At 58.5% G+C, this 24,344-nt stretch carries 22 protein-coding genes; 6 read left to right on the top strand and 16 right to left on the bottom strand.

Annotation, left to right across the window (positions count from 1 at the left end; all coding sequences use genetic code 11):
• Nucleotides 1-337: 337 nt before the first annotated feature.
• Both EKD05_RS10905 and EKD05_RS10900 read right to left on the bottom strand, forming a co-directional pair.
• The gene (locus tag EKD05_RS10905) at nt 338-559 is read right to left on the bottom strand and encodes a type II toxin-antitoxin system Phd/YefM family antitoxin (RefSeq protein WP_129672547.1); all 222 of its coding nucleotides are present in this window, start codon (nt 557-559) and stop codon (nt 338-340) included.
• Nucleotides 556-885: a type II toxin-antitoxin system VapC family toxin gene (locus EKD05_RS10900; RefSeq protein ID WP_129672545.1), complete on the bottom strand. Its 330-nt coding sequence runs from the start codon at nt 883-885 to the stop codon at nt 556-558. The genes EKD05_RS10905 and EKD05_RS10900 overlap by 4 nt, the downstream gene beginning before the upstream one ends.
• A gap of 255 nt (nt 886-1,140) precedes the next feature.
• Between EKD05_RS10900 and EKD05_RS10895 the strand changes: the two genes are divergently transcribed.
• Complete coding sequence (locus EKD05_RS10895) at nt 1,141-2,985, top strand: beta-L-arabinofuranosidase domain-containing protein (RefSeq protein ID WP_165360686.1); 1,845 nt, start codon at nt 1,141-1,143, stop codon at nt 2,983-2,985.
• A 594-nt stretch (nt 2,986-3,579) separates the two neighbouring features.
• Here the strand turns inward: EKD05_RS10895 and EKD05_RS10890 are convergent.
• From EKD05_RS10890 to EKD05_RS10855, 8 genes are all read right to left on the bottom strand, one after another.
• Entirely contained in the window at nt 3,580-3,984 is a 405-nt protein-coding gene (locus tag EKD05_RS10890) for a hypothetical protein (RefSeq protein ID WP_129672541.1), read from the bottom strand.
• 352 nt (nt 3,985-4,336) lie between these two features.
• Complete coding sequence (locus tag EKD05_RS10885; protein ID WP_129672539.1) at nt 4,337-5,302, bottom strand: ABC transporter permease; 966 nt, start codon at nt 5,300-5,302, stop codon at nt 4,337-4,339.
• A gap of 10 nt (nt 5,303-5,312) precedes the next feature.
• The gene (locus EKD05_RS10880) at nt 5,313-6,272 is read right to left on the bottom strand and encodes an ABC transporter permease (protein ID WP_129672537.1); all 960 of its coding nucleotides are present in this window, start codon (nt 6,270-6,272) and stop codon (nt 5,313-5,315) included.
• A 63-nt stretch (nt 6,273-6,335) separates the two neighbouring features.
• Nucleotides 6,336-8,186 carry an ABC transporter substrate-binding protein gene (locus tag EKD05_RS10875; RefSeq protein ID WP_370374897.1) on the bottom strand — a complete coding sequence of 617 codons (1,851 nt, stop codon included), beginning with the start codon at nt 8,184-8,186 and terminating at the stop codon, nt 6,336-6,338.
• A gap of 581 nt (nt 8,187-8,767) precedes the next feature.
• The gene (locus tag EKD05_RS10870; protein ID WP_129672535.1) at nt 8,768-10,261 is read right to left on the bottom strand and encodes a dihydroorotase; all 1,494 of its coding nucleotides are present in this window, start codon (nt 10,259-10,261) and stop codon (nt 8,768-8,770) included.
• Between the two features lie 12 nt (nt 10,262-10,273).
• A complete protein-coding gene (locus EKD05_RS10865) occupies nt 10,274-11,200 on the bottom strand; it encodes an aspartate carbamoyltransferase catalytic subunit (RefSeq protein WP_129672579.1) in 927 nt (308 codons plus the stop codon).
• Nucleotides 11,201-11,271: 71 nt separating this feature from the next.
• Complete coding sequence (gene pyrR / locus EKD05_RS10860) at nt 11,272-11,808, bottom strand: bifunctional pyr operon transcriptional regulator/uracil phosphoribosyltransferase PyrR (protein WP_129672577.1); 537 nt, start codon at nt 11,806-11,808, stop codon at nt 11,272-11,274.
• A 343-nt stretch (nt 11,809-12,151) separates the two neighbouring features.
• Nucleotides 12,152-13,393: a glycosyltransferase gene (locus tag EKD05_RS10855; RefSeq protein ID WP_129672533.1), complete on the bottom strand. Its 1,242-nt coding sequence runs from the start codon at nt 13,391-13,393 to the stop codon at nt 12,152-12,154.
• Between the two features lie 280 nt (nt 13,394-13,673).
• Between EKD05_RS10855 and EKD05_RS10850 the strand changes: the two genes are divergently transcribed.
• From EKD05_RS10850 to EKD05_RS10830, 5 genes are all read left to right on the top strand, one after another.
• Complete coding sequence (locus tag EKD05_RS10850) at nt 13,674-14,813, top strand: glycosyltransferase (RefSeq protein ID WP_129672530.1); 1,140 nt, start codon at nt 13,674-13,676, stop codon at nt 14,811-14,813.
• 12 nt (nt 14,814-14,825) lie between these two features.
• Nucleotides 14,826-16,055, top strand: a complete 1,230-nt coding sequence (locus EKD05_RS10845) for a glycosyltransferase (protein WP_129672528.1) — start codon at nt 14,826-14,828, stop codon at nt 16,053-16,055.
• Nucleotides 16,056-16,066: 11 nt separating this feature from the next.
• Entirely contained in the window at nt 16,067-16,516 is a 450-nt protein-coding gene (locus EKD05_RS10840; protein ID WP_129672526.1) for an RpiB/LacA/LacB family sugar-phosphate isomerase, read from the top strand.
• Nucleotides 16,517-16,581: 65 nt separating this feature from the next.
• Nucleotides 16,582-18,819 (top strand): 6-phosphofructokinase, encoded by a 2,238-nt coding sequence (locus tag EKD05_RS10835; protein WP_129672524.1) that lies wholly within the window; start codon nt 16,582-16,584, stop codon nt 18,817-18,819.
• Nucleotides 18,820-19,128: 309 nt separating this feature from the next.
• On the top strand, nt 19,129-20,004 hold the full coding sequence (locus EKD05_RS10830; protein ID WP_129672522.1) for a sulfurtransferase: 876 nt from the start codon (nt 19,129-19,131) through the stop codon (nt 20,002-20,004).
• 96 nt (nt 20,005-20,100) lie between these two features.
• Here the strand turns inward: EKD05_RS10830 and EKD05_RS10825 are convergent, their stop codons facing one another.
• The 6 genes from EKD05_RS10825 to rlmB all read right to left on the bottom strand — a co-directional run bounded on the left by EKD05_RS10825 (nt 20,101) and on the right by rlmB (nt 24,341).
• The gene (locus EKD05_RS10825) at nt 20,101-20,787 is read right to left on the bottom strand and encodes an HAD family hydrolase (protein ID WP_129672512.1); all 687 of its coding nucleotides are present in this window, start codon (nt 20,785-20,787) and stop codon (nt 20,101-20,103) included.
• A 6-nt stretch (nt 20,788-20,793) separates the two neighbouring features.
• The gene (locus tag EKD05_RS10820) at nt 20,794-21,192 is read right to left on the bottom strand and encodes a response regulator (protein ID WP_129672510.1); all 399 of its coding nucleotides are present in this window, start codon (nt 21,190-21,192) and stop codon (nt 20,794-20,796) included.
• Between the two features lie 83 nt (nt 21,193-21,275).
• Nucleotides 21,276-22,538, bottom strand: coding sequence for a Glu/Leu/Phe/Val dehydrogenase (locus tag EKD05_RS10815; protein ID WP_129672508.1), 1,263 nt, complete (start codon nt 22,536-22,538; stop codon nt 21,276-21,278).
• 33 nt (nt 22,539-22,571) lie between these two features.
• Nucleotides 22,572-23,252: a GNAT family N-acetyltransferase gene (locus EKD05_RS10810; protein WP_240695730.1), complete on the bottom strand. Its 681-nt coding sequence runs from the start codon at nt 23,250-23,252 to the stop codon at nt 22,572-22,574.
• Nucleotides 23,249-23,410, bottom strand: a complete 162-nt coding sequence (locus EKD05_RS25720) for a hypothetical protein (RefSeq protein ID WP_165360684.1) — start codon at nt 23,408-23,410, stop codon at nt 23,249-23,251. Before EKD05_RS25720 ends, EKD05_RS10810 begins: the two co-directional genes overlap by 4 nt.
• Before the next feature lie 184 nt (nt 23,411-23,594).
• Nucleotides 23,595-24,341 carry a 23S rRNA (guanosine(2251)-2'-O)-methyltransferase RlmB gene (gene rlmB, locus EKD05_RS10805; protein ID WP_129672506.1) on the bottom strand — a complete coding sequence of 249 codons (747 nt, stop codon included), beginning with the start codon at nt 24,339-24,341 and terminating at the stop codon, nt 23,595-23,597.
• Between the last annotated feature and the right edge of the window lie 3 nt (nt 24,342-24,344).

The raw sequence follows: 24,344 nt of genomic DNA, 5'->3' as shown, positions 1-24,344 counted from the left end.
CATCAAGGCCCGTTGTCCTCCCTGCAAACGCGTCCGTCGGCCCGTCGCTTCGTCAATCCCCGGCCCAACCGCGCCCTGCAGGTGACGCCGCTGGCGCGTCCCGGAACCTGGCGTTTTTACACCGTCGTCGCGTGCCGACGCTTGCCTCGCTTCACACGCCTGCCAGCGGCGCAACTGACGCTGTGCGTTGGGCCGTCCTCAGTCCGTATCGCCCATGCCGGACATACCAGACATTCCGCACAGCCGGACATTCCGCACAGCCGGACATTCCGCACCGTTGGACAGTCGAATATATCGAGTAGAAAAGCAGTCGTCAATCCTCAACCCGTAAAGCCGTCTATGTGAATCGCCGTCCTTCACGAATGACATCAATAATCTCATCACGCGTCATCCGTAAATCAACCGCTGGTACATCTAATGGTGAGGCCGTCGTCACAACCTGCGAGATCAGAAATACACTTCCATCACGGCGACGGATGCGTACTCCACCGTCTCGTTGCGCAAGATCCAAAAGATCTGCAAGCCGTTGGCGGGCCTCAGAGTAGGTATATTCTTTCATGCGGTGACCTCCACGATCTTCACGCCTGCTTGGATTGCTGCCTGGCGTAATCCACCATCGAGTGTGAGGAGCGCACTCTTTTGCTGGAGCGCACAGACGATAAAATAGGCATCATAGGCATATATATCGTACTGAGAAGCGATACGGAGCACCTGTTCCGTCTCTACCTCTACCAGACGAAGCGGTATTTGCTCATAGGCATTCCATGCCTGGCGCACCTGCGCAAGCGTGGCACGTTTTCGTTTCAGCATCGCCGAAAAGGCATTGACCATTTCCCAAGGAACTGACCCAGGCGCATAAGCGCATAAAGTTGCTTTACCGCTCACCTATGCCATAAACCCAGTACCCAAACATCAAAGCTCGTCCTGCTGCCGCTGACACACCCGCGCCCGTCGCTGCGGCAATCCCCGGCCCAACATCGGCTCGCAGCGGACGCCGCTGGCGCGGCTCCAAACCTGGCGTTTTTTAGGATGCCGTCGCGTGCCTCCAGCCGTGCCATCAATGGAACCTGCCAGCGGCACACCTGACGCCAGGCGTTGGGCGGCATGCGCCGATAAAGAAACAGCAAGTAGGAACTCATCGTGACCACCTTTAGTTTTCTTCCCCTCAAAGTTATCCGCCCTGCTGGTTGGCTCCGTGTCCAACTGCACCATGACCTTGCTGAAGGCTTCGCCAGTTGCCTTGATTCCCTCACTGAACGTGCTGCCACCAATCTCTTTCAGAACCGCATTGAGTCTTCATCCCAACAATTTGCGTGGTGGGATAGCGAAACGCGCGGCAACTGGCTCTGGGGCTACACGCTCATGGCGTTCCTCGCGGATGTGCCTGAACACAAAACTCGCGTGACCACTCTGTTAGAAGCCCTGAAAAATACGCAAGATTCAGATGGGTATATCGGTATTTACTCGTCCGCTTCGCGTTATCAGCACGGCGACGACGAAAATGGCGAACTATGGGGTCAGAGTCGCGCATTGTTGCCGCTGTTGACGTATTACGAATTTACGGGCAATGAAAGCTATCTTGCCGCTGTGCGCCGTGCAGTGGATTTGACTCTGAAACACTATGGCCCGCAACGTCCGCATTTTCGCCGTCCTGCCACACCCAACGACTTGACCGGTATGACACATGGCCTGTGCTATGTGGATGTGGTGGAATGGCTCTATGCGCTCACCGGCGATACGCGTTACGCTGATTTTGGCGTGTGGTTGTTTGACGATTTCAGCCGCTTCCCCACACCTTACCCGAACGACGACTTCGCGCCCGTCAATTTGTCCAACCCGCAGCTGCCGCTGCGCGGTCACGCTGTTCACACCGTCGAGCATTGGCGCGCTTTACTCTTTGCTGCGTCTGCGGACCGTCCGCTGATGGAGGCCGCCCTCCGCAAATTGCGCCTCTACGCCACGCCTAGCGGCGCGGTGATTGGTGATGAAAGCTTGCACGGTCTCCCCACGCCCGACGTCGGCTACGAGTATTGCACACTGACCGAACTGCTTTTCAGCTTGACCAGCGCCGCACAAAAATTACGCAACCCTGCGCTGGGCGATTGGATTGAGACGTTGGCTTTCAACGCCGCCCAAGGCGCTCGGTTGCCCGATGGGCGTGGTGTCAGTTACCTCACGCCCGACACGCGTCTGGCCGCAACCAATGCCCGGCCCGATAGTTATTCGTTGTTATGCGACAAACATGGGCGTTTCAAATTCTCGCCCACGCATGAAGATGTGGCGTGCTGTTGCAACCCCAACGCCACACGCTTACTCCCGCATTACATCAGCCGTATGTGGTTGAAAGCCAATGCGCACGACCTCGCCGCGCTATTGTATGGCGCGTGTGTACTCACGACTGAAATCAAAGGCGTGCGCGTGACCATAACCGAAGACACGCACTATCCATTTGAAGATAGCGTGCGCTTCACGCTAGCGCTAGAGCAACCGGTGAATTTTGCGCTGTATCTGCGCTGCCCCGGGTGGGCGCGGGCTGCAACTATCAACGGTACGCCAGCACGTGCAGAAAATGGTTTCATCGTTATTGAGAAAACCTGGGCGGCGACGGAAACCTTCACGCTTGCCTTCACCGTTCCCGTCCGCGTGCAGCCGTATCCCACTGGCGAATACGCTGTATTGCGCGGTCCGTTGCAGTTTGTCTTGCCGGTTGACCATGTTACACGACCGATCAAAACCTATCCTCGCGCCGACTTTCGGGATGCAGAACTGCTCCCCCGCGACCTCGCGCAAGCCAGCGCGTCGGTGCTGCTAGATGAAGCGCAATCGGCGTATGGCCTGAGACTTGAACGCGATGCGGATATCAGCGATGCGCCCTGGTCACATGCGCCGCTGCGTCTGCACGCCGCCACCCAGACGCTGATTCCGTTTGGGTGCGCGCTGTTGCGGCGGGCGGCGTTTCCACTGAAAACAGGAGAATCTGCATGAACAACTCTATTCGCTGGACGATCGAAAAAAGTCCAACGTTTGGCGCTCATCAAGTTGCTGGTTTATCGCCGCACACACCGCTGATGCCTTAGAGCAGCGTGGTTTGTCTGAGAAAGGCCGTCCAACGCACCCGACTCGCGCTGCGCGCTCTTGGTACGGGCGGGGTTGGTTCGCCGTATTAGAAACGTATACACCAAACACTCCACCCGAGCACCGCGAGAATGATGAAGGCGAATGGACTGAGACAAAGCATTGGTTCCATCACCTACCTCCTTGCATTATGATCTGGACAGGTATTCTTTCGTAGCATAAATAAAGCTATATTACACCGAAGTTCCACCGTCATGCCAGGGGGCGAAGCAGCATACGGGGGCGGATGCCACCCACGGTGGCCCGTGGGTGGCATCCGCCCCTACACCGGACGGGCACGGCTTGCCCGTGTGCCCCCGCCGCGCCCGTGCCCCCGCCACGCCCGTAGGGGCACGGGCAAGCCGTGCCCCTACGCCGTGCCCCTACGCCGTGCCCGTGCCATGCCGCCGCCGTGTAGGGGCACGGCTTGCCCATGCCCCCCGCGCCCGTGCCCCCGCCGTGCCATCATCGCCGCCCCGCGCCCCCCGCCCGGCGCTGCCCCCGTCGTACAGGCACGGCTTGCCCGTGCCCCCTCGGCGCACGAAAACGCGACGGGGTCCCGCGCACCCGTCGCACCCGCCGCGCAGGGCGCAACGCCGCCAACGCCGCCTCGGCTAGCGCAACCAGCCGCACAGGGTCACGTTCATCACCCGCACTCTGTGCCACCTGACGCACCGCCTGGACAATCGCCCGCAACCTGGCCTCCTCTTCCTCCTCCGAAGCCTCGGGTGCCGCCACCTTCACCGCTGCCTCTGTCGCCCATCGGATCAACGGTGCCGCCTGCTCATCAAGCAAATCACCCGTCAATCCCTCATCCTCCATCAACCGCTCAGCCGCCATCTCCTGACGCAAGGTCAATTTCTCGCCCATACAAACTCCCCTCGGCTCAATCCCTTGCCCCTAAGTAGTCTCGGAACTACATTTCCCGGGAGCGCCGCCGACCACACAGAACACGCACGAAGAGACGAAGCCAGGCTTTGTGATGCAATTCTTCGTTTCTTCGTGGCCCCAATTCGTGGACGGCTGAGGACGCCAGAAAACGTAATTCACCGACTACTAAGCTCACGCCAAACCGCCCAGGGTTAGCACACCTACCCCAAAACCTCTGCGCCTCTGCGCGTTTGCGTCAAAAAAACCACCTTATCTACAAGGTATTGAATGAGAAAAACGCCAGCATCGCTGGCGTTTCTCGCGCAAAGTTCCTCGCGGCACAAACCCCCACTCACAACCGCGAACGCGGATCAAGCGCGTCGCGCAAGCCATCCCCCACATAGTTAATGCACAGCACCGCCAGAAAGATCAAAAAGCCGGGAAATAAGACCATCCACGCCGCAAAATCAAGAAAGTTCTGCCCGTCATAGAGCAGCCGCCCCCACGTTGGTACGTCAGGCGGAAACCCGAGCCCCAGGAACGAAAGCACCGACTCGGTGATGATCGCCGCCCCAACGCCAATCGTCGCCGCGACGATGATCGGCCCCAGCGCGTTCGGCAAAATATGCTTGAACATGATCTTGGGCTCGGTGACGCCCAAGGCCCGCGCCGCTTCAACAAATTCCTTCTCTTTCAACGAAAGAAAGGAGCTCCGTACCAGCCGCGCAACTGTCATCCAGTTCAAGATGCCGATCACAAAGACGATCAAAACAAAAATGCCCGTCTCTGGGCCAAGCGCACGCCGCAAGGTGTCACGAAAGAGGAAGATCAAAAGCAAGAGCAAGGGTACCACAGGCAAGGCCAAAAAAAGATCGGTGATACGCATCAAGATGCTATCCATACGTCCACCGAAAAAGCCAGCTATAGCCCCGATCAATGTGCCAACCGTAATCGAGATCAGCATCGCCGCAACGCCAACCGAGAGCGACACCCGCCCTCCAAGCATGACGCGGGCCAGCATATCGCGCCCCAGATCATCGGTGCCCATTGGATGCTCAAGACTCGGCGGCAGCATGCTCTTGCCAAAATCAATTTTGCGTGGGTCACCCCCATAAATGAGCGGCCCAACGGCAACCATGATCACAAGCAAGCAAAAGATCACCGCACCGGCAACGGCCATTCGGTGCCGCCGGAAACGCCGCCACGCATCCCCCCACAGCGTCCGTGGTGCCTTCGTTGGTTGTAGACGTGACAGTTGCTGAAGGGTCAGACTCGACGCTGCTGGCGTTGTTTCGAGTGGTGGATTGGCTTCTGACATGCCGCTTCCTTTACTCATACCGGATTCTCGGATCGAGAACCCCATATAACACATCAACAATCAAGTTAAAACTGACGACCAGCACCGCAAAAATAAAGGTGATCGCCATCACCACCGGGGTGTCTGAGTTCTGGATCGAGCGGATCAGCAACTCCCCAATGCCGTTGATCCGAAAGATCTGTTCGGTGACAATCGCCCCCGTAAAGATCGTCGGTACGCCAAGCGCGATCAGCGTTGCCACCGGAATCATGCTGTTGCGCAAGACGTGCCACAAAATCACATTTCGTTCGTTCAACCCTTTGGCCCGCGCCGTCCGCGTATAATCCATTGGCAGATTCTCCATCATCGAGGCCCGCACAAACCGGGTCAGCGTGCCTGTCTGATAGAGGGCCAGCACCGTCACTGGCATGATCATCTGCTTCACCTGCTGCCAGAAGCTGTTCCAGTCGGTAACTTCCAGCGTCGAGTTGTAGATAAAGGGCAGCCAGCGGAGGTTGACCGAGAAGATCAGGATAAGCAAAAGCCCGGTAAAAAAGGTGGGTACAGAAAAACCAATAAAGGCAAAGGTTGTTGCAATATTATCAAAGGCTGAATAGGGTTTCACTGCCGAAATAATCCCAATTGGGATCGCCAAACAAATCGAAATGATATACGCTAGACCAATCACTTGCAAGGTCTGCGGCAGCCGCTGCCCAATCAGCTCAATCACCGGCACGCGCGCCGCAAACGAAAAACCCCAGTCGCCGCGCATCAAGGCCCCGAGCCATTTGAAATAGCGGATATACCAGGGATCATTCAACCCGAGCGACACGCGAATCTGCTCGCGTACCTCGGGTGGTACCGATGGATCGGCGGCAAACTGCGCGAGTGGATCACCAGGTGCCAGCGCCAAGACAGCAAAGATCACCAGGCTGATGCCCAGCAGCGTCGGGATGGCAAACAAAATCCGCCGAATGATGTAACGACCCATATGCACCACTTGCTTTGGCCCCAAGCGGTCAGTGATCCTGACCGCTTGGGGCCAACAAAAGCTTTACTCTTTATACCAGTTCGCTACGTCCCACAACTCCGAGTCCCAACCCGATGGGTTGTAACCGCGGAGGGCGTTGCTCGCACCGGCCACACGCGGACGTGCCACCAATGGAATCATAGAAACATCTGAACTGATCAGCGCATCCATCGCGAGTGCAATTTCGACTTGCCGATCAGGGTCGGTCTCGGCCCGCAACTCTGCACAGAGTGCATCATACTCGGCGTTCTGCCAACGCATGTTGTTCTGTCCACGCCACTCGTTTTCGCTCTGCGAGGCTTGCTCCGAGACCCACTGGCAGAGGTGCGATGTGGGATCTGGCTCGCTTGCCCCGGTGGTGTACATCTGGATGTCGGCAAAGAAGTGCCCGATGTTGTCAGGGTTGCCAACATCGCTGCCAAAGAAGACACCGGCGTCAACACTCTTCAGTTCGGTCTCTACGCCAATCGCTTCCCAGTTCGCCTTGATTAGCTCCTGGGTCTTCTGGCGCAGTGAGTTCACACTCGTCTGGAAGATGACGCTCAGGCGAATGCCATCTTTGACGCGAACGCCATCCGCGCCAAGTTCCCAACCAGCTTCGTCGAGTAACGCATTAGCAGCGTCAATATCCTGCTCACAATCACCAAAGAAGTCGTCTGGCCCTGAAGCAAATGGCTCGTACCAGAGCAACGAACAGGTCGGGAAGCCGGTCGGCCCATAGAGCTGTTCCGAGATAGCCCGACGATCAATCGATAACGCGAGGGCTTGGCGCACCGCCAAATCGGTCAGGAAGGGGTGCGGCTGGCTCAGTTGGCCTCGCTCTTCACCAAGCTCCGGATCAACGTTAGTGAAGTTGATCAAGATGCGCTCGACATTGGCGGTGTTGTAAGGTACCAGTACGCCCTGACCACCCTGGTTGATCAGCTGCTGCAAGACCGCAGCCTCAACCTGCAAGTTCCAGGCCCAGTCGGTTTCGCCTGTCTGGAAGACTGCACGCGCTGCCGAAGGTGCATCACCACCACCCTTGATTTCGACCCGCTGGAAGAAGGGCTTGTCAGGGTCGCGGTAGAATTCGTTGATGTCATAGAGCACCGTATCGCCGACACGGAAGTCAACAAGCTTGTACGGGCCAGTGCCAATCGGCGCTAGATTGGCCGCCTGGCAGGCAGCGTCAGTCGAAGCAGCCGCACCAATGCAGCTCTCAAACTGTGCCTTCTGAATGATGCGCCCACTGTTGCTCGTGAAGGTCTTGTATGAGTTCGCGTTGGGGGCCTCCCAGGTGATCTTCACGGTGTAGTCATCCACCGCTTCTACCGAGGCAATGCCGTCAAACGCACTGGCTGTCGTGCAGGCCGTTGTTTCATCAGCACAGTACTCATACGTGAAGACGACGTCCGCCGCTGTGAGGTCACTGCCATCTGACCACTTGATGTCGTCACGCAGCTTCCACGTGATCGAGGTCAGATCCTCAGCGATCCCTCCATTCTCAACCGTGGGAATCTCGGTCACCAGCTCGGCTACGAGCTTTCCGTCAGGGCCAATCGAGGCCAGTGGCTCAAGAATCAGACGCGATGCGTCCCAGTCTTTGGTGCCAACCGCAAGGTGCGTGTTCAGAATCGTGGGTGCCTGCCAGTAAAGAATGCGCAGCACATCACCTGCACCACGCCCAGTCGCAGCGGGCGCTTCGGTCGGCGCTTCGGTCGGAGTCTCCGCCGGTGGGGCCATAGTGGCCTCGGTCGAAGGTGGCGTGGTTGCCTGAGCAGCGGGTGGCTCAGACGTGGGAGCCTGTGCGGGCGGGGCACTGCCACACGCCGCGAGCACCATCGTGAGCACGAGCGTGGCGAGTAGCCAGGTCAAGAGCCGTTTGCGATACACGAGTACCTCCTGTAGACAAGACAGCGATCAGCCATATAGATGTCTACCAGCTATGCTGGAAGAGGTGAAGGAGGCTGTGAAGACCGCCCCCATCCTCATCATCCCAAAGTAGTAGAGTGAGTCTGTCTCACTCCATGCATACAAAGCCCTGGTCTCCACCAGAGTTGTTGCAGCGTTGCCTACACGTTCTTTCTTTTGTTGGCATGCAGGGCCAATCAATTAATCTTAGTTTAAGGGTTGGTTAAAGGTAACACACAAGTCATTCTGCTGTCAAGTCTCTGCCCCGATTATCTTCACCCGTCAGGGCGCTGAATTGTACCTGTTTAGCCCATCAAGAAGCCATGTCACCACCATTCCTTGCGCTCCCTTTCTCCTCGCCCTCTGGCTCGCCCAGGCTCTTTGCCAGCACCCTACGTGTAAGCCATTTATTGGACTTAACAACTAAATACAGCCGACCCAATCCCATCCAAAGAAGCTCACGCCAAGCCGTTAAGTTGCGAAGGGTGAGCGCACCTCCGCTAAAACCTTTGCGCCTTTGCGCCTTTGCGTCAAAAAACCGCCGTATGTGCAAGGTATTCGGCCTAGTCCAGAAACCCGTCCAGACGTGATGTTGCCCGCCGAGGCTCCCCGCTCCGCCCAAAATGATCCCGCCGAAAGACAATCTCGCCCGCCGCCATCGTCAGCATCACCTGGCCCTTCAGGTGCTGTCCATGCAGCGGTGTGTTGCGCCCCCGCGAGGCAAATTGGCTTGCGTCAACCCTCCAGGCTTGATCAGGCTGAAAAATGACGATGTCCGCCCGCGCTCCAGGATGCAGGGTCGCCGGCGAGCGCCCAAGTACCTGCGCCGGGCCTTCCGTCAGTTTCGCGACCAGGTTGACCAGATCCATTTCGCCACGATGGACCAGCGTGAGTACCAGCGCCAGCGCTGTTTCGAGCCCGCTGATCCCCGGCGCGGCAAGCCCATATTCGCACTCTTTATCCACCCGCGCCTGCGGCGCATGCCCAGTGGCAATCGCGTCAATCGTGCCGTCCCGTAACCCCGCGACCAGCGCATCAACGTCAGTCTGCGTACGCAAGGGTGGGCTCACCCGTGTGCTTGTGTCATACGGTTCCAGCAAAGCTGGATCAAGCCACGAGGGGATGAGTTGCTCTGGAGGCGCACTTCGCCGCCCTTTGCGCGATGATGAGGGCGCTGGTGGTGGACCATCAGGCACCGCCACCGTCTCGTGCGGGACAAGTTTGCCCAGAACCCAGCGATCCGTGAGGGTCAGATGATGTGGCGTGACTTCAGCCGTGATCCGTACCCCTCGTGCCCGTGCCGTACGCAGCAGCGCAACCGCACCCGCTGTGCTCACATTGCAGACATGCAAATGCACCCCAGTCAATTCCGCCAGCGCGATGTCACGCGCGAGCATCGCCTCTTCCGCTGCCGCAGGAAAGCCTGCCAAACCCAGCCGGGTGCTGACAATCCCTTCGTGCATCGCCCATCCTCGGGTCAGACCAGGTTCTTCACAATGGGTCATCACCGGAATGCCAAGCGCTGCGGCATAGGTCATTGCCTGGCGCATCAAACCAGCATCAGCCACCGGGTGCCCTCCATCACTAAAGGCAATGCACCCCGCTTCGCTTAGTTCGATCATATCGGCCAGCGCTTTGCCCGCGCATCCCTGGGTCAACGCACCAATCACATCAACCCGTACATGCCCCTCGCGTCGCGCCAGGGCCTGCACATGGCGCACGACCGCTGCCGTATCGGGTGTTGGTCGCGTCGTCGGCATCGCACAGACGGTCGTGAAGCCTCCACGCGCCGCCGCGAGCGTGCCCGTCGCGATCGTCTCTTTCTGCTCTTCGCCAGGCTCCCGCAAATGCGTGTGCAAGTCGGTAAAACCTGGGGCGATGACCGCTCCGCGTGCGTTGATGATTTCGATGTCATCCCCGATGCTTTCGGTCTCTGCATGCAAATCGGCCAACTCGCTCACTTGCTCGACGACACCATCGCAGATAACGATGTCGCCCACCGTGGCGACCCGACGGGCAGGATCAATAATTGATCCGTGTTTGATAATATAGCGCATTGCTTACCTCATCTATCCCGCCAGCCAGTAGAGTAACGCCATCCGTACCGCGACACCGTTGGTTACCTGGGCTTCAATCACCGAGTTGGGGGCCGTCGCCGCCTCAGGCCAGATTTCGACTCCTTCGTTCATCGGCCCTGGATGCATGATCAATGTCTCGGCCCCAAGTCGCTCGAGCCGCTCAGGGGTCAGTGCATAGGCTCGACTATACTCGCGCAATGAAGGCAATAAGCCCGCATGCATCCGCTCTTTTTGCAGACGCAACACCATCACGACGTCGGCCCCTTCAAGCGCTTCGTCAAGTCGATGGCTGATGCTAATCTGCGGCCACGTCGCTGTCCAAAAGTGGGCCGGCCCCAGCAAGGTTGGCGGCGCACAAAGCGTGACATGCGCCCCCAGTCGGGTCAACCCCCACAGATCCGAACGGGCGACACGACTGTGCAGGATGTCGCCAACAATCACGACCTTCAACCCGCGGATGCGATCCAGTCGCTCCCGAATCGTAAAGAGGTCAAGCAAGGCTTGCGTCGGGTGCGCATGCCGTCCGTCGCCTGCATTGATGACCGCCCCCGCAAAATGCTGGGCCACCAGATACGGTGCCCCCGCTTGGCTGTGCCGTATGACCACCATATCAGCCCCAAGCGCCTGCAAGGTGCGCACGGTGTCAATCAGTGACTCACCCTTTTCAACACTGCTTCCCCGCGCACTAAACGAGACGACATTCGCCGACAACGCTTTCGCCGCCAACTCGAAGCTGATCCGCGTCCGCGTACTATCCTCAAAAAACATATTGACGACCGTTCGCCCACGCAAGGTCGGTACTTGCTTGATCTCACGCGCAAGCACTTCTTTCATGCTCTCGGTAAGCTCAAGGATTTCTTCGATCTCCGCCGCCGTCATCTCATCAAGATCAATGACATGCCGCCGCCGCCTACTCACCATCTCCATCTTCGCCCCCTCCGCGCCTCTGCGCCTCCGCGCCTCTGCGTTAGACTCCTCCGCGCCTCCAACTACGCACGCGAAATAACCACTTCATCCTGCCCATCAATCTCACGCACATGCACCGCGACCCGTTCACTCCGCGAAGTTGGCACATTCTTGCCAACAAAATCGGCCCGAATTGGCAGTTCACGATGCCCTCGGTCAATCAGAACAGCCAGTTGAATGCACGCCGGTCGCCCAAGATCCGCAATCGCGTCAAGTGCCGCCCGTACCGTCCGCCCGGTATAGAGCACATCGTCAACCAGTACGACCACTTTGTCGGTCAGATCATGCTGAATCTCGGTCTTGCGTACCAGGGGAGTAGGCCCGCGCATCCGCAAATCATCACGATAGAGGGTAATGTCAAGTTGACCAACCGGGATACGAATACCCTCAAAATCAGCAATGGATGTCGCAATCCGCTCGGCGAGCGGCACCCCGCGTTGCCGAATCCCCACCAGGATGACCTCCTGCAACCCTCCATTGCGCTCATCAATCTCGTGCGCAATGCGTACCAGCGCCCGCCGAATGTCGTCAGGGGTCAGGATCTGCTTGTGCTCGCTCATCATTCGCCTCACTCTCACTCATAGCGCTGGAAACACAAAAAAACCTGACCCCACCCTGGCATCAGGGTACACGGGTCAGGCTCGCTTCGCGCCATACTGACGCGCAATACTTGCTCATAAGCACTCCTTTACAGCCTCACAGGGCTGCGTTAAAGGCTAGCTAAAGGTAGCACACGGGCCGTCGCTTGTCAATCTATGCAGAAAGCTACGCATACCGCTCCATCCAAACCTTTGCGCCTTCGCGCCTTTGCGTCAAAAAACTTGCCCTCTGTGCGCCGCTCCATCCAAACCTTTGCGCCTTCGCGCCTTTGCGTCAAAAAACTTGCCCTCTGTGCGTGGTGCATCACAGCATTGTACGCATAAACTCAATCGCCCTGGCAACCCCGTCTTCAGCCCGGATCTTCGCCCCCAGCGCCTCGGCTCGCTGCCGCATCGCCTGGTCGCTCACCGCGACCTCAATCGCCCGGGCCAGTCGTTCCACCGTCAATTTCTTCTGCGGCACCGGCCACGGCCCCACCCCAAGCGCAAAGACCCGTTGCCCCCAGAAGGGCTGATCGCCAAAAAACGGACAGATCACCGTCGGCTTGCCCGCCCGTAACCCGGCCCCCGTCGTTCCGGCCCCCCCATGATGCACCACCGCCGCGCAGCGCGGAAAAAGCCACGCATGCGGGGCGGCTTCCAACGCAAACGCGGTCGCCGGTAGATCCGCCGTGCTCAACCCACCCCATCCGCTCGCCAGGATCACCCGTTGCCCCGCCTGCGCTGCCGCCGCGAGCACAAGCTTCGTTGTGCGCGCCGCATCCTGTGAGGCCATACTCCCAAACCCAACATAGACCGGCGGTGGCCCCTGCGCCAGAAAGGCCTCCAATGCCGCCGAAGGCTGCCACGAGGCTGAAGTCGGAAGAAACCAGTAGCCCGACACAAAGGTGGAGGCGTCCCAATCAGGTGGCTTTGGCACCACATGCTGGCTATAGGCATACATTTTGGGCACGGGTTTGCCCCGCAAGATCGTATCATCACGAAAAGGCGGCAACCCCAACCGCTCTTTGCGCCAGGCATTAATCAGGCTGCGGTACGGCAAAGTTGCGCCTCGCAAAAAGAGCGTATAGGTAAACCAGTTGACCCAGTCACCATAATTTTGCCCACCCAGCGCAGGATTAGAAAAGATCCGTGTGGGCGAGTATGCCGGAAGCATCATCGTCAAAAATCCGGGCACCTGCAATTTTTCGGCCAGATGGTACCCCGCCAGCGCCTTGGGATGGTAGATAATTGCCTCAGCCGCCTGACTTGCCGCCCATGCATCATCAAGGATGTTGCGCAGCATTGGCTTAATCCGTTGCATCAACCCAAAAGGATTCTTGCCCGCCAGCGCCGCCTTGCCTTCGCTACTCTGCGCCAGATGAATAAATTCGGCCCGCAACGGCGCAAAAGCAAGCCCGTGCTCGCGCACCAGACCCTCAAAACCAGCCTCGGTCGCCAGCGTCACCGCATAGCCCGCCTGCTGCAACCCCACCCCCAGCGCCACATACGGCTCCACATCCCCCCGCGAACCCACCGTAAGTATATTGATCTTGCGTTGTCTCATCTCATGTCCTGCCCATCCCAACCACGTTATTCCCTCAGCGTAGTGTAAAAGAAAAGCGCTGATCCATCCACCCACCCCCATCTTCACATACGTGGCGATGGATTCGGGAAACCTGCCCGGTGTGCGCCGCCGCGATCTGATCTATGGGAGTCCGCAGCAAGCTCCCGGCGCACACCGGGCAGGTTTGATGGCCCCCCAGGAACCTACGTTTGTGGTAGGATACCCCATAACAGGCAGATCTTGCGCCTGCCACATGATCATTTTCATCTCGGGAGCACCCATGCCGCGAGTGTTGCTGCTCTATGCCTCGGTTGGGGCTGGCCATAAACGTGCAGCTGAGGCCCTTGCCACCGCTTTTCTCCAACGCCAACCTGGTGAGGTTCGGATCGAAGATGTTCTCGATCATACGACCCGCCTCTTTCGGGTTGCCTATGCACGCTCCTATCTCGAATTAACCGACCGCGCCCCGATGGTCTGGGGCTATTTCTATACTCAGACAAATGCCGATCCGACCCTCTCTGAGTTTACCAATAATCTCCGCAAGCTTGTCGAAAGCATCGGCACAACCGGGCTCAAGGATCTGCTGCGGGCCTTTCAGCCTGAACTGATTATTTGTACCCATTTCCTCCCCATGGAGTTGCTCGTTCGTTACAAGCGCAATGCGATGCTCAGTCAGCCCGTCTATTGTGTGGTGACTGACTATGTCGCCCATACCTTCTGGACCTATACCGAAATTGATGGTTATTTTGTCGGCGATGAACAGACCCGCGAGCAGTTGATCGCCCGCGGTGTCGCCGCCAAGCAGATTAGTGTCAGCGGCATTCCGGTTGATCCCATAGTGAACGAGCCCAAAGAAGTTGAGGCGATCCGCCTCCGTCATGGCCTCTCAACAACGTACCCGCTCATAACGCTCTTTGGTGGCGGGGTAGACGATGACCATATCCGTGTGATTGCCGAACATTTCTTGTCGAGCACCCTTGATATGACGCTCGTCGTCGTCGCCGGACGCAATCCGACCCTCGTCGAGAGCCTCAGTGATCTCACAGCTTCAGCCCATGTGCAGTTGCGCATCCTCGGGTTCGTTGACTATGTTGACGATCTGATCGCTGCCACTGATCTGGTCATCACCAAAGCCGGCGGCTTGATCGTCAGTGAGGTGCTCGCTCGCGCGGTACCCCTCATTGTGATTGAACCAATTCCTGGTCACGAAGAGTGGAATGCCGATTATGTGGTGAGTTGCGGCGCTGGGGTGCAACTTCGCATTCCCGCTTCAGTCGCTCGCACGGCCGTCCACATGTTGCAGCATCCCGACACCCTCGCCCTTATGCGCTCGGCAGCCACATCAGCCGGACGACCGCGCGCTGCGCTCGATATTGCGGAACGGGTGCTTGCTGATTTTTTGAACCGACGCCATAAATGAAGGGTAGCATCTATGACTTCAGGGCCAGTTGATGTCCTCTTTGCGATCTCTGATACTGGCGGCGGCCATCGCAGTGCGGCCGTCGCCATTAGCGCTGCCCTCGATCAGATCAGCGGTACGTCGCTTACCTGGGCCATCGAAGATATTCTCCGCCTCACCGATTTGCCCGGCGTGCGTGGTGCCCCCGAACACTACGATAAGCTCTCGACCCGCTGGCTGCGCCTCTATGATCTAACGTTTCAATTGACCAATGCAACCCGTACCGTTGATATGCTCTCTCGCCTGGTCTTTCTGAGTGCGCGCCGCAATCTGATCCAGGCCATTGAAGCACGCCAACCCCGCCTCGTCGTCTCGACCCATCCCCTCGTCAATCGCCTCGTGGTCTGGTCACGCCGCGCCCGTCGCATGCCTTTTCGCGTGATTACCTGTGTCACTGACCTCGTCAGTTTGCACGCCTCGTGGACCTATCCAGGGGTTGACCTCGCGGTCGTGCCTACCGACGAAGCCTTCCAGATTATGTATCGCCGGGGGATGTATCCCTCGCAACTCAAACGCACCGGCTTTCCTGTGCATCCCAAGTTTGTGGCCTATACCCTCGCGCAACGCGAGACACGCCAGGCCCTTGGCCTCGATCCCGAGGCCTTTACCCTGCTCGTCACCGCCGGTGGCGTCGGCTCCGGACGCCTCGCTGAACTCGTGCTCGCGCTCGAACAGGCCTTTCCCTCAACCCAACTGCTCGTCATTACCGGCAAAAATCGCGCCGTCTATCAGGAATTGCACGCCCGCCAACGCCCTCCCTTGAGCCATATCTATGGCTTTGTTGATAACATGGAGGCGCTGATGGCCGCGAGCGATCTGGTGGTGACGAAAGCCGGTCCCGGTACGCTCATGGAGGCTCTGGTCATGCGGAAGCCGGTCATCGTCACCGAAGCCGTTGGTATGCAAGAGCAGGGCAATATTGATTTTGTCCTCAACTACGAGCTCGGCCTCTTCTGCCCTACCACCGAACGCATCGTCAACGCCGTCAGCGAGCTCCGCGATCCACCGCGCCACGCGGCAACCGTCGCACGCCTCGCTGGGGCCGTCCCGCGCGATGGCTCAGCCCAGATCGCTCGCATCATGATGGAACAACTTACGCTCGTGAATGCAACCTCGGGGATGCCAATTACCCGCCGCCGCACGGGCTTGCTCGGCTTTCCTCGCGCCGGTCGCTCCCTACTGCGCGGGCGACGTTCCCGCTAAGGAGATCACCAATGAACCTTGTGCTCGGAAGCGATGAACAAACCTACCTCACGGATGTCCTGCGCGAAGAATTGACCCGGCGTGGTCACGACCTGATGCTCGTCGGCCCCCTCGCCGGAATCCAGGCAATCTGGCCTGATGTCGGTCGGGCCGTCGGTGAAACCGTCGCCAACGGCCACGCCGACCAAGGCATCGTCTGCTGTTACACCGGAACCGGCGTCAGCATTGCGGCCAATAAAGTCCCTGGTATTCGTGCGGCCCTCTGCCACGATGCCCAGACCGCCGCCGGCGCCCGCACATGGAATGATGCCAATGTGCTCGCCTTGAGCCTGCGTACGACGACCCCCGAACTCGCCCGCGAAATCTTAGATGCCTGGTTTGCGACCGCCTGCCCTCCCTCTGAACACGATGCCATTGCCGCTCTCCACGCCATCGATAGAGACTATCGCACCTCAACCTAAGGCAGCCATCCCAACGTAGCGTGCTATACTATACTCACAGAGGGCTGCACTAAAAGGAGAACACCATGTCTGCCGCCAAAAAGATCAAGATTGGCGTCTTGACAAGCGGCGGTGATGCCCAGGGCATGAATGCTGCTGTGCGCGCCGTCGTTCGTACCGGGATCACGGAAGGCTGTGAAGTCTACGCCATCTATGAAGGCTATGAGGGGCTGATCAGGGGTGGCGATTTCATTCGTAAGATGGATTGGGATAGCGTCGGAGGCATTCTTCATCGCGGTGGCACGGCCATCGGCACTGCCCGTAGCCCCGGCTTTCGTACCCGCGAGGGTCTCCGCCAGGGCGTCGCTAATTTGGTCGCCCAAGGCATTGATCGCCTCGTCGTGATTGGTGGCGATGGCAGCCTCCGTGGCGCGCAAGAGTTTCGTGAGGAGTGGCCCGGACTCCTAAAGGAGCTCGTTGAGGCTGGTCAGTTGAGCAAGGCCGTCGCTGCACGCCATCCCCACCTCGGCATCGTGGGCCTCGTCGGTTCGATTGATAATGACTTCTCGGGCACCGATATGACCATTGGGGCCGACTCGGCGCTTCATCGCATTACCGAGGCGCTGGATGCGATTACCTCAACCGCTGCCAGCCATCAGCGAACCTTTGTCATCGAGGTCATGGGCCGTCATTGTGGCTACCTCGCGTTGATGGGGGCCATTGCCGGGAGTGCCGACTGGGTCTTTATTCCCGAGAATCCGCCCGAGGACGATGATTGGCCCACCCGTATGTGTGAGGCCATGCGCGCTGGGCGCGCCAGTGGCCGCCGCGATAGCCTTATCATTCTCGCCGAAGGCTCCCGTGACCGCGCTGGCAATGCGATTACGGCTGATTTTATCAAGCAGTTGATCGAAGAACGCCTCGGCGAAGATACGCGTGTAACCATCCTTGGTCATGTGCAACGTGGCGGTGCCCCCAGTGCTTTCGATCGCTGGATGAGTACGTTGATGGGCTATACCGCAGCACGCGAGCTGATCCAGGCCAAGCCTGAACGCGAGTCGCAGGTGATCGGGATTCGTGAGAACCGCGTGACCATTACCCCGCTCATGCAGGGTGTCGCTGAAACCCGCACCGTTGCCGAGGCAATTAAGGCCCAAGAGTATGAGCGTGCCATGGCTCTCCGTGGCGGGAGTTTCACCGAGGCCTTCCGTACCCTCCGTACCCTCGTCCAGTCGCGCCCACCCCAGGCCGGCAGTGCCCCTCGCCCCCTGCGCCTTGCGATCCTTCACGCCGGTGGCCCCGCCCCCGGGATGAATACCGCTGTTCGGGTGGCCGTCCGCCTCGGGATTGACCACGGCCATACAATGCTCGGTGTGCGCCACGGGTTCCAAGGGCTCATCGATGGCGATGTCCACGAAATGGATTGGATGAGCGTCAGTGGCTGGGCCACCACCGGTGGCGCTGAACTCGGTACCAATCGCAAGATCCCCCGTGGCCCCGAGATCTATCAACTCGCCCGCCGCCTCGAAGAGTTTAAGATCGATGGTCTCTTGATGATCGGTGGCTGGACGGGCTACGATATTTGCTATAAACTCCATAGCGAACGCTATAATTATCCGGCTTTTAATATTCCGATGATCTGCTTGCCCGCGACGATTAATAATAATCTCCCTGGCTCAGAGTTGAGCATTGGTTCTGATACGGCGCTCAATAATATTGTTGACGCCATCGATCGCATCAAGCAGTCAGCCGTCGCCTCGCGCCGCTGTTTTGTCGTCGAGGTTATGGGCCGGGGCTGTGGCTACCTCGCCTTGATGAGTGGCCTCGCCTCTGGTGCGGAACGAGTCTATTTGCCCGAAGAAGGCATTACCCTCAGCGATATGCAAAAAGATATCGATGAGATGATCTACTGGTTCCAACACGGCAAGCGCCTGAGCCTCGTTATTCGCAATGAGAAGTCTAATCCGATCTATACCACGAGCTTTATGTGCTCGCTCTTTGAAGAAGAAGGCGGCGATATTTTTGAGGTGCGTCAGTCCATCCTTGGACACCTGCAACAGGGTGGTTCACCTTCACCCTTTGACCGCATTCAGGCCACGCGCTTGGCCGTTAGATGTGTCGATTTCCTGATCGACCGTGCCCTGCAAGGCTCCGCTGATAGTGCCTTTATTGGCTATCAGGATGGCCGTGTCCAGATCATCGACCTCGAAGAGTTTCCCCGTCGTGTTGATGCTGAGCACGCCCGCCCCAAACAACAGTGGTGGATGGAACTCCGCGATCTGACGCGGGTGTTAAATCAACCCCCCCGTGAACTCTCCGATTGATGCGTGTGTCAACAAAGCTTGCTGCTCTGGTGCCGAAGGGAGTGCCGGCTTCAGCCGGCTGAAGCCGGCACTCCCTTCGGCACCATGTCAGAAAACTTCGTGAGCCTGGGTGCGCGGGCGTCCCGCCCGCTTCGGGAGCAAAAGCAAGCGATCCACCCGCGCTCCCAGGCATGCCAGAACATATAGACGAAGACAGGCTTTGTGACGCAAGTATTCGTTTCTTCGTGGCCCCAATTCGTGGACGGCTAAGGACGCCAGAAAACTTCATTCACACACTACTGATTCTGTTAGCAAGAAGTGAGTAATCCCATGCTTGAGTTGCCCACTGGTCCGCTTGTTACGACTGCCTGGCTCGCCGATCATCTGGGCGAGCCGAACCTGCGCATTGTTGATGCGCGAGGCAAGGTGTTGCCCCCCACCGAGCCTAAACCACACTATTTTGCCCGCCACGACGATTATGCCGCCGGACATATCCCCGGCGCACTCTATCTCAACTGGCTCGAAGATATTGTCGATCTCGATGATCCGGTGCCTACCCAGATTGCCCCGCCCGATAAGCTTGCTCGTGTGCTCGGCGAACGCGGTATCGGCGACGATAGCATCGTCGTTATCTACGATGATTGGTTTTCGATGTTTGCCGGGCGCGTGCTCTGGGTGCTGCGCTACTATGGCTTTGAACAGGCGCGCATTCTCAACGGCGGGTTGCTCAAGTGGCAGGCTGAAGGCCGCCCGCTGACCACGGTCGTACCGCACTATCCACCCGCAACCTTTACCCCGCAGCCCCAGCCATCCCTGCGTAAAACCGCTGACCAGATCCTCGCAAGCCTTGACTCCGCTGCGACGTTGCTCATTGATGCCCGTAACCTCGCTGAGTATCAGGGCCACGAGTCACGCGCTGTGCGCGGTGGGCATATCCCCAATGCCGCGCATGTCTTTTATCAGAGCCTGCTCAGTGCCGAGGATCATACCTTCAGCCCCCCTGAAGTGCTCCGCGAGCGTTTTACCGCCGCTGGGATCGACCTCGATACACTCGAGGATCGCGAGGTTGTTGCCTATTGCAACGGCGGTGTCTCCGCGACACCTACCGCCCTCGCCTATGAACTGATCACCGGACGCCGCGCCGCGATCTACGATGGCTCCTGGAACGAATGGGGCAACGATCTGACCAAACCCCTCGCCCAGTAAGCTGTCGCCCTCAAAATCCATGCTCGTATGAAAACGACCAGCTTTGCTGGTCGTTTTCATACGAGCGCCATTTTTGAAGGCCACAGGCCGCCCCTATCACCCAAACACCGCCCTTATGACAGCTTCAGTATCACGCAGGTCGGTGAGCACTACATCCGGGTTGCACCGCACAAGTTCATCAAAGGGGTACGGGCCAGTGGCAACCCCGACCGTGCGCGTGCCATTGGCCTTGCCACAGGCAATGTCATGCGGCGTATCACCAACAATAACAATCTCATGACCGGCAAAGGGTCGTCCGTACCGTGCCGCCGCCCGCGCCGCCGCAATCGGGACAAGCTCAGGCCGATGATGATGATCATCACCATACGCCCCCGCTGCCAGATCAAGGTGCGCCACCAGGCCAACCGCAGCCAGCTTGATGCGTGCCACCGCAGCAATATTGCCCGTCAACGGTGCCTGACGCACCCTGCCCGCCAACGCTTCCAGGGCCGCCTGCACCCCCGGAAAGAGCTGCGAACGTCGCGCCAATTCGTCACGCTGCGCTTCGAGCCGACGCGCATAGCTCACGGTAAAGGCATGCAACTGCGCGGCAATCGCCTCGGGCGCAAGCGTTGGGAAACTCTCCCGTATGATCTGCCAGTCGGTTTTGCCTGCATAAGCGGTGCGCGCCATTGGTGCCGTTGGCCCGACGACCTCACGCATGGTGGCCCGCATCGCCTCGGCCGCAAGGCCATCGGTGCTCAACAAGGTTCCGTCAACATCCCACAAAACCAGACGATCCATTGCCTCTTACCGTATGCAATCCTGCGTCCCATTCGTATGGCTCGCCTGCTGGTCTACATAGCGTTGCACCGTCGCAAGCAGTTCATCAAGATCAATGGGTTTGGCCAGAAACATATCAAACCCTGCAGCCACCGTCCGTTCGCGATCCTCTTCGCCCAGGCCACTCACCGCAATCGCTGGACACTCAGCCATGCCTGGCAACTGGCGCAAGATGACCAGCAGATCTGGCCCATCCTGGTCAGGCAGACGCATGTCGATCATCAAGAGACGACACACTTCATCACTGACCACAGCAAGCGCATCCTGACCGGTCGCGGCAACCGCCACACTGTATCCGTGACTGACGAGAAAACTGTTGATCACCTGCTGCATCAGCGGGTTATCATCTACCAGCAAGATCTGCATCCGGGACCCTTTCTCGCTGTCTCAACGCAACAGGCCCTCTTTAACTTGGATTATACCTTATGCTGGCATCTTTGCCTACTCACCTATGGATACACGCCACGGGTCGCGTTTGCTTCGGCAACCCGCTGGACGGCGAGCAGATAGGCCGCTGTGCGTAACGGTAAGGCGCGGCTCGCCGCCAGTTGCCATACCTCTTCAAAAGCGTTCACTAGGATGCGCTCGAGTTTGCTGTTGATATCGTGCTCATCCCAGAAAAATTCCTGCAGACCCTGCACCCACTCGAAATAGCTGACAATCACCCCGCCCGCATTGGCGAGAATATCAGGCACCACTGGAATGCCCCGTGCCGTCAGGATCGCATCGGCAGCGGGCGTTGTCGGGCCATTCGCCCCTTCGACCACCATGCCCGCCCGTACCCGTGCGGCATTCGCGCCCGTCAACTGATTTTCCAGTGCCGCCGGGATCAAGACGTCACACTCCAGTTCAAGCAACTCGGTTCCGGTGATCGGCACCATATGCGGCGCCTCATACCCTTGCAGCAACCGAAACGTATGCCGGTCGCTGTAGGTACGCATCGCGGGAATATCAAGCCCGCTGGCACAGTAATAGGCCCCGGCAGCATCAGCCACACCAATCACCTGACAGCCCATTTCGTGCAACAGCAGCGCCGCTGTGCTCCCCACATTGCCAAAACCCTGCACGACCACTCTCAGCCCTTCCAGCGCTCGCCCCTGTTTATGCACCGCCTCACGAACCATCAGGCTCACCCCGCGCCCGGTTGCCTCGATCCGCCCCAGTGACCCCCCAACCTGGATCGGTTTGCCCGTAATAACCGCCGGTACCGTATACCCGCGGTGCATCGAAATCGTATCCATAATCCACGCCATGATCTGCGCGTTCGTGTTCACATCCGGGGCCGGAATATCCTTCTCGGGGCCAAGTAAAATGCTCACATCCGAGGCAAACCGACGCGTCAGACGTTCCAGTTCAGCCAGCGAAAGTTGACGCGGATCAACAATCACCCCACCTTTAGCCCCACCGTACGGAATATTGACCAGGGCACACTTCCACGTCATCCACATCGCCAGCGCCCGGACTTCATCCAGATCAACGCTGGGATGATAACGAATGCCACCTTTGACTGGCCCACGGCCCAGGTTGTGTTGCACACGGTAGCCCGTAAACATCTGCACGCTACCATCATCAAGCCGCACTGGAAAATTGACCGTCAGTTCACGTTGGGGTACGCGCAAGACAGCCCGAATATCGGGATGGAGGTTGAGCAATTCGGCGGCAGTGTCGAATTGCTGCTGGGCGATCCGAAAGGGATTAGCCTGATCAGACATCGTTGTCTTTTACCTTCTCAATTTCAAAGGGGCTTACACAAGATTTTTGCGTAAATAGAGCCAGTGCCCCTGCCCAAAGAAGAACCAGGTGAGCAGTGAGCGCCGCGAACGGTACTGATAAAAACCGAGCCGCTCGTAGAGGGCTCGGGCGGCTTCGTTGCGCTGGCTGACATAGAGACCAAGGTGATGCTTGCCCCGCAGCAAGGCCTCTTGCTCGGCACGTGCGAGCAGCATCTGCGCAATCCCGCTCCGCCGATATCCGGGCAAGACGGCCACATCGGTAATAAAGCCTTCACGACGGCCAATTTGATGATCGAGCAGCGATAAAACAAACAGCGACCGAATGGTTCGCCAGAAGCCAAGTTCCTCGTGGAACACAACTTCAACCGAAGCACTCTGATCGCTGATCATCTCCCAGGTACGGATCGTGGTGGTTCCCACAATCTGGCCCTGGTACTCCGCAACAAACATCCCCCGCATTGCCACTGCGCCCTGGTGCTCCCAGGTGGCCGCCAGCGCGGCTGCACCCCGTTCCGTTGCATCAACCCCGAAGGCACCGCCAAACTTGTCCGCGAAAGCCTCACGATGCAGCCCAAGAATGGCACCAACATCAGGCATCCGGGCAGGCCGCACAGTGACACCATCAAGCGCAGGCATAACCCGTGTCGGGGCCTGCAGACGTGATGAACTAAGTGCGTGCGAAGAAGCCGTCATGCTTTCGTTGTCAACTCCGCAACGCGACGATCAAGCCGTGCCGAAATATCACGGTACATGTCGCCACGCATCTGCGCAGCTTGCAGTTGACGCCGCAAGGTGAAAATATATGCTGCCGCACCCGCAATAGCGATCAAAAGAATGGCGTTCAGTTTCATGCGTACCTCTTTGAGCCTATACTACGAACCGATTTGCTCGTCCTACCCTATTTTAGCGCAGCAAGGCATACTCTTCAAGTGTCGGCTCCCAGGGCGAAAGCTCCTGGGCTTTCCAAGCTATTTCCGTAAGAGGCAGAGGGCTTTGCCCTCTGCCTCTTACTTGCATGGTACGATCTGGTGCCTTTCAGCGTTCAACCCGTTGACGCCAGGCACTATACAAGGCGATGCTCCCCGCGACCGCTGCATTCAGCGAGGCGATCTGGCCGCGCATGGGCAGCCGTACCAGAAAGTCACACCGCTCACGAGTCAGCCGTGCGAGCCCTGCACCTTCGGCCCCGACAACTAGGCCGAGCGGCATGTTCAGATCAGCACGGTCGAGATCCTGTGCGTTCGCGTCATCTTCCAACCCAACAATCCACACCCCACCCTTCTGCAGTTCAACGATCGTCTGAGCCAGATTGCCAATCATGGCAATGTTCAGATGCTCGGTGGCCCCGCTTGACGCATTCACGACCGCCGGTGTGATCTCGACCGCTCTTCGCCCGGGCAAGCAGACCCCATGCACCCCGACAACCTCGGCTGTCCGCAGCAATGTACCCACGTTTTGCGGATCTTGCAGATGATCGAGCAGCAACAGCATCACCGGCTCCTGACGTTGCCCAGCAAGCTCCAGACATGCCTCAAGTTCAACATACGGGTAGGCTTCAGCCTGGAGCATAACGCCCTGGTGGTTGACCTCACGCAGTTGACGATCCAACACCTGGCGTTCGACCCGTTCGACGTTGACCTTCGCCTCGCTGGCCAGCCGAATGATCTCGGCCATCACACCGGTCTCTTGCACACCACTCGAAACATAGAGCCGGTGCAATGTTCGTCGGCGAGCACGCAAGGCTTCTCGTACCGCATTCCGCCCATAAAGCTGTTCTGTCATACT

Source organism: Candidatus Chloroploca sp. Khr17 (assembly GCF_004138165.1).
Taxonomy (GTDB): domain Bacteria; phylum Chloroflexota; class Chloroflexia; order Chloroflexales; family Chloroflexaceae; genus Chloroploca.
Note: the sequence above shows the minus strand (reverse complement) of the source record. Positions and strands in the feature narration are given on the sequence as shown.

Coding starts and splice junctions, on each gene's coding strand:
- EKD05_RS10870 (WP_129672535.1), bottom strand. CDS start 10,261: ATGCGCTATATTATCAAACACGGATCAATTATTGATCCTGCCCGTCGG.
- EKD05_RS10880 (WP_129672537.1), bottom strand. CDS start 6,272: ATGGGTCGTTACATCATTCGGCGGATTTTGTTTGCCATCCCGACGCTG.
- EKD05_RS10845 (WP_129672528.1), top strand. CDS start 14,826: ATGACTTCAGGGCCAGTTGATGTCCTCTTTGCGATCTCTGATACTGGC.
- EKD05_RS10825 (WP_129672512.1), bottom strand. CDS start 20,787: ATGGATCGTCTGGTTTTGTGGGATGTTGACGGAACCTTGTTGAGCACC.
- EKD05_RS10855 (WP_129672533.1), bottom strand. CDS start 13,393: ATGAGACAACGCAAGATCAATATACTTACGGTGGGTTCGCGGGGGGAT.
- EKD05_RS10820 (WP_129672510.1), bottom strand. CDS start 21,192: ATGCAGATCTTGCTGGTAGATGATAACCCGCTGATGCAGCAGGTGATC.
- EKD05_RS10835 (WP_129672524.1), top strand. CDS start 16,582: ATGTCTGCCGCCAAAAAGATCAAGATTGGCGTCTTGACAAGCGGCGGT.
- EKD05_RS10815 (WP_129672508.1), bottom strand. CDS start 22,538: ATGTCTGATCAGGCTAATCCCTTTCGGATCGCCCAGCAGCAATTCGAC.
- rlmB (WP_129672506.1), bottom strand. CDS start 24,341: ATGACAGAACAGCTTTATGGGCGGAATGCGGTACGAGAAGCCTTGCGT.
- EKD05_RS10840 (WP_129672526.1), top strand. CDS start 16,067: ATGAACCTTGTGCTCGGAAGCGATGAACAAACCTACCTCACGGATGTC.
- pyrR (WP_129672577.1), bottom strand. CDS start 11,808: ATGAGCGAGCACAAGCAGATCCTGACCCCTGACGACATTCGGCGGGCG.
- EKD05_RS10830 (WP_129672522.1), top strand. CDS start 19,129: ATGCTTGAGTTGCCCACTGGTCCGCTTGTTACGACTGCCTGGCTCGCC.
- EKD05_RS10810 (WP_240695730.1), bottom strand. CDS start 23,252: ATGACGGCTTCTTCGCACGCACTTAGTTCATCACGTCTGCAGGCCCCG.
- EKD05_RS10885 (WP_129672539.1), bottom strand. CDS start 5,302: ATGTCAGAAGCCAATCCACCACTCGAAACAACGCCAGCAGCGTCGAGT.
- EKD05_RS25720 (WP_165360684.1), bottom strand. CDS start 23,410: ATGAAACTGAACGCCATTCTTTTGATCGCTATTGCGGGTGCGGCAGCA.
- EKD05_RS10850 (WP_129672530.1), top strand. CDS start 13,674: ATGCCGCGAGTGTTGCTGCTCTATGCCTCGGTTGGGGCTGGCCATAAA.
- EKD05_RS10905 (WP_129672547.1), bottom strand. CDS start 559: ATGAAAGAATATACCTACTCTGAGGCCCGCCAACGGCTTGCAGATCTT.
- EKD05_RS10890 (WP_129672541.1), bottom strand. CDS start 3,984: ATGGGCGAGAAATTGACCTTGCGTCAGGAGATGGCGGCTGAGCGGTTG.